The organism is Streptomyces sp. S.PNR 29, from assembly GCF_030386795.1.
GTDB lineage: Bacteria > Actinomycetota > Actinomycetes > Streptomycetales > Streptomycetaceae > Streptomyces.
The window spans coordinates 1-4,644 of sequence record NZ_JANUQM010000034.1 but is presented as its reverse complement, the minus strand read 5'-3'; the positions used below and the strand labels follow the sequence as shown (position 1 = coordinate 4,644).

Below are 4,644 nucleotides of genomic sequence, written 5' to 3'. Positions count from 1 at the left end.
GCCCACCAAGACATCCCCTTCGAAACCCTCGTCGAACACCTCAACCCCACCCGCTCCCTCACCCGCCACCCCCTCTTCCAAGTCATGCTCACCCTCAACAACAACACGAGGACCGAGCCCGAACTCCCCGACCTGAAGGTCGAGCCGGTGGCCAACGCCCTCGACACGGCCAAGTTCGACCTCTCCTTCGACATCGCCGAGACATTTGCCGAGGACGGCTCCCCCAATGGTCTCGCCGCGTCCGTCGAGTACGCCACCGAGCTCTTCGACGATGAGACGGTACGCAGGTTCACCAGGTATCTCGTGCGGATCCTCCAAGCCGTCGCGGCCGAGTCGGATCTGCCGATCGCTCAGCTGGACATCCTCTCGGTGGCCGAGCGGCGGCAGCTGGTCGAGGACTGGAACGACACCGCCCGGCCGGTTCTCCCGAGCACGCTGCCCGCGCTCTTCGAGGCCCAGGCAGCCCGGACACCGGACGCGACCGCCGTCGTCCTCGGTGACACCTCCCTGAGCTACGCCGAGCTCGACGGCCGGGCCAACCGAGTCGCCCGAGTCCTGGCCGAGCGCGGCGCTGGCCCCGAGCAGCGCATCGCCGTCGCCTTGCCTCGCTCCCTGGACCTGGTGGTCGCCCTGCTGGCCGTGCTGAAGTCGGGCGCCGCGTACGTGCCGGTCGACCCCGACTACCCCGCCGACCGCATCAACTACATGCTCCGGGACGCCGCACCCCTCCTGACCCTCACCACCCGTGAAGTCGGTCGCGCGCTGCCCACCAGTTCGGACCGTCTCGAACTCGACGACCCATCCGTTGCCGAGTTGGTCGACGCTCGGAGCGACAACCGCCTCGGGGACGTCCGGCTGCTGCCGCAGCACCCCGCCTACGTCATCTACACCTCCGGTTCGACCGGCAGGCCCAAGGGCGCCGCCGTGCCCCACCAGGGCATCGTCAACCGCCTCGCCTGGATGCAGCACGAGTACCGGATCGGTCCGGACGACCGGGTGCTACAGAAGACGCCGTTCGGATTCGATGTCTCCGTCTGGGAGTTCTTCTGGCCTCTATTGGAGGGCGCCACGCTCGTGCTCGCCCGTCCGGGCGGACACCGGGATCCGGTCTACCTCGCAGAGCTGATCCAGCACGAACGGATCACCATCACCCACTTCGTCCCGACGATGCTCCAGGCGTTCATCCAGGAGCCCGAGGCGGCAGCCTGCACCGGCCTGCGCGCTGTGCTGTGCAGCGGTGAAACCCTGCCCGTCGGTCTGCGCGACCGTTTCCGCGACGTCCTCGGCGTCCCACTGCACAACCTCTACGGCCCCACTGAGGCGTCGGTGGACGTCACGGCCTGTGCCTGCCGGGAGTCCGAGGGCAGTGTGAGCGTGCCGATCGGGCGTCCGGTCTGGAACACCCAGGTTTACGTGCTCGACGCGGCACTGCGGCCCGTGCCGGCAGGCGTACCGGGAGAGTTGTACCTCGCCGGCGTCCAGCTGGCCCGCGGCTATCTGAACCGACCGGCCCAGACCGCCGAGCGCTTCCTCGCCGATCCGCACGGCCCGGCTGGATCTCGTATGTACCGCACCGGCGACTTCGTCCACTGGACCGCGGACGGCACCCTGGTCTTTCTCGGCCGCACCGACGACCAGGTCAAGATCCGTGGGTTCAGGATCGAACTCGGCGAGATAGAAACCGCCCTGGCGGCTCATCAGGCAGTTGCCCAGGTCACCACGGTCGTCCGCGAGGACCAACCGGGCGACAAACGAATCGTCGCCTACACCGTGCCCGCCACCGACCGCAGCGCCGACGCCACCGAACTGCGCGCATACCTGGCCGGCCTGCTGCCGGAGTACATGATCCCGGCAGCCTTCGTCACACTGGAAGCGCTGCCGCTCACCCCCAACGGCAAGCTCGACCGCAAGGAGCTGCCCGCACCCGAGCCCGGCGCCCCGACAGGCGGTCGAGGGCCGCGCACCCGTGAGGAGAGGATTCTCTGCGGGCTGTTCGCAGGGGTCCTGGGCGTGACCGACGTCGGCATCGACGACAGCTTCTTCGACCTCGGCGGCCACTCCCTGCTCGCCACCCGCCTCACCAGCCGCATTCGCACCGCGCTCGGCGTCGAGATTCCCGTCCGCACCCTGTTCAAGTCACCGAGCGTCGCCGCCCTGTCGAACGCACTCACCAGCGCGAAGAAGTCGCGGCGCCCCGCCCTGCGGCCGAAGAAGGAGATCTGATGATTCCGCTGTCGTACGCCCAGCGTCGCCTCTGGCTCCTCGGCCGACTGGAGGGGGCCGGCGCCGACTACAACCTGCCGCTGGCGGTGCGCCTGCACGGCTCGCTGGACCTGGCCGCGCTGCGGGCCGCGCTCGGCGACGTCGTCACCCGGCACGAAAGCCTGCGCACCGTCTTCCCCGACACCGACGGCGAGCCGTACCAGCACGTCCTCGACACCGTCACACCGGATCTCGTCGTGACCACGGTCGAGGAATCCGAACTCGCCAAGGCGCTCACCGAAGCCGGCCGTCACCCCTTCGACCTCACCACCGAAATACCCCTGCGCGCCCACCTGTACCGGCTGGACGACGACGAGCACGTCCTGCTCATCCTGCTCCACCACATCGCCTCCGACGGCTGGTCGATGGCACCGCTCCTGCGCGACCTGGGAAGCGCATACAACGCCCGCACCACCGGCCAGGCCCCCGACTGGGAACCTCTCCCCGTCCAGTACACCGACTACACCCTCTGGCAACGCGACCTGCTCGGCGACGCCGACGACCCCGACAGCCTGCTCAACGAACAACTCGCCCACTGGCGCACCACCCTGGCGGGCATCCCCGAGGAACTCCACCTCCCCACCGACCACCCCCGCCCGGCCAAGGCTTCCTGCCGGGGCGCGTCCGTGCCGCTCTGTGTGGACGCCGACACCCACCGCAAGCTGCTCCGATTGACGCGCGGCGCGGACGCCAGCCTCTTCATGGCGCTGCAGGCCGCCATCGCCACCGTCCTCACCCGGCTGGGCGCGGGCACCGACATCCCCATCGGCACGGCCATCGCCGGACGCACCGACGAGGCACTGGAGGACCTGGTCGGGTTCTTCGTCAACACCCTCGTCCTGCGCACCGACACCGGCGGCAACCCCACCTTCCGCGAACTGCTGGACCGTACCGCGGAGCACGATCTCACCGCGTACGCCAACCAGGACGTCCCGTTCGAGACGTTGGTCGAGCACCTCAACCCGACCCGCTCCCTCGCCCGGCATCCGCTCTTCCAGGTCATGCTGGCAATGCAGAACAACAGCCGCTCCTCGCTGGAGCTGAACGGGCTGACGCTGAGCCCGGTGCCCGTCGAGTCCGATTCCGCGCTGTTCGACCTCTCGTTCAACATCGGCGAGCTGTTCGCCGAGGACGGCACGCCGGACGGCCTCGGCGGCGCGGTGGAGTACTCCAGCGACCTCTTCGACGCCCCGACCGCGCAGCGGATCGCCGACAGCTTGCGCGCGGTGCTGCGGTCCGTGGCCGAGGACCCGGACATTCCGATCAGCCGGATCGACATCCTTGACGCCACCGAGCAGCAGCGCCTCCTGGAGGACTGGAACAACACCGCGCGGACGACCCCACCGGCCACACTGCCCGAGCTGTTCGAAGCCCAGGTGGCGGCGACGCCCGAGGCCGAGGCGCTCGTCTTCGGGGACACGACGATGACCTACGCGGAACTCAACGCGCGCGCCAACCGGCTCGCCCGGCTGCTCATCGAGGGCGGCGCCGGCCCCGAGCACGTCGTCGGGCTCGCGCTGCCCCGTTCAGCCGAGCTCGTCGTAGCGGTACTCGCCGTCCTCAAGGCCGGGGCCGCCTACCTGCCCGTCGACCCCGACTACCCCGCAGACCGCATCGGCTACATCCTCGGGAACGCCGAGCCAGTCCTCACCATCACCACGCGCGAGGCGGAGACCGTCCTGCCGGACGGTCTCGACCCCCTGGTCCTCGACGCCTCCCCCACCATCGCCGCCCTGGCCGACCAGAGCGACCAGGACGTGCCTCACCGCTCCGTGCCCGACCAGCCGGCGTACGTCATCTACACCTCCGGTTCGACCGGCACCCCCAAGGGCGTCGTGGTCACCCACTCCGGCGTCCGCAGTCTGGCCGACAGTCAGATCGCCGCTTTCGCCGTCACCCCGGGCTCGCGTGTGCTGCAGTTCGCCTCCCCCGGTTTCGACGCCGCGTTCTCCGAATTCTGTATGGCGCTGCTCTCCGGTGCCGCCATCGTTCTCGCCCACGCCGAGCAGCTACGTTCGGCCGAGGAGCTCGCCGAGCTCTTCACCACCCAGCACATCACCCACGCGACCATTCCGCCGGCACTGCTGAGCGTGCTGCCGACCGATTCCATCCCGGGACGCAGCACGCTCATCCTCGCGGGAGAGACGCCCAGCGGCGACCTCATCGCCCGCTGGGCTCCCGATCACCGACTGCTCAACGCGTACGGGCCCACCGAGACCACAGTCTGCGCCACCATCAGCAGCCCGCTGGACGCCGGTACCTCCGCGCCGCCGATCGGCCGTCCGATCAACAACACGCGTACGTATGTGCTCGACGCGGGCCTGCAGCCCGTACCGACCGGCGTCACCGGCGAGCTCTACATCGCCGGCCACGGCCTCGCCC

At 69.6% G+C, this 4,644-nt stretch carries 2 protein-coding genes; both read left to right on the top strand.

Features of this window, described 5'->3' with window-relative positions:
- On the top strand, positions 1 to 2,223 hold a 2,223-nt coding region (locus NW895_RS41040; RefSeq protein WP_289942350.1), incomplete at its 5' end, for an amino acid adenylation domain-containing protein.
- The coding region (locus NW895_RS41035) for a condensation domain-containing protein (RefSeq protein WP_289942349.1) at positions 2,223 to 4,644 on the top strand (2,422 nt) is incomplete at its 3' end. The genes NW895_RS41040 and NW895_RS41035, both read left to right, overlap by 1 nt.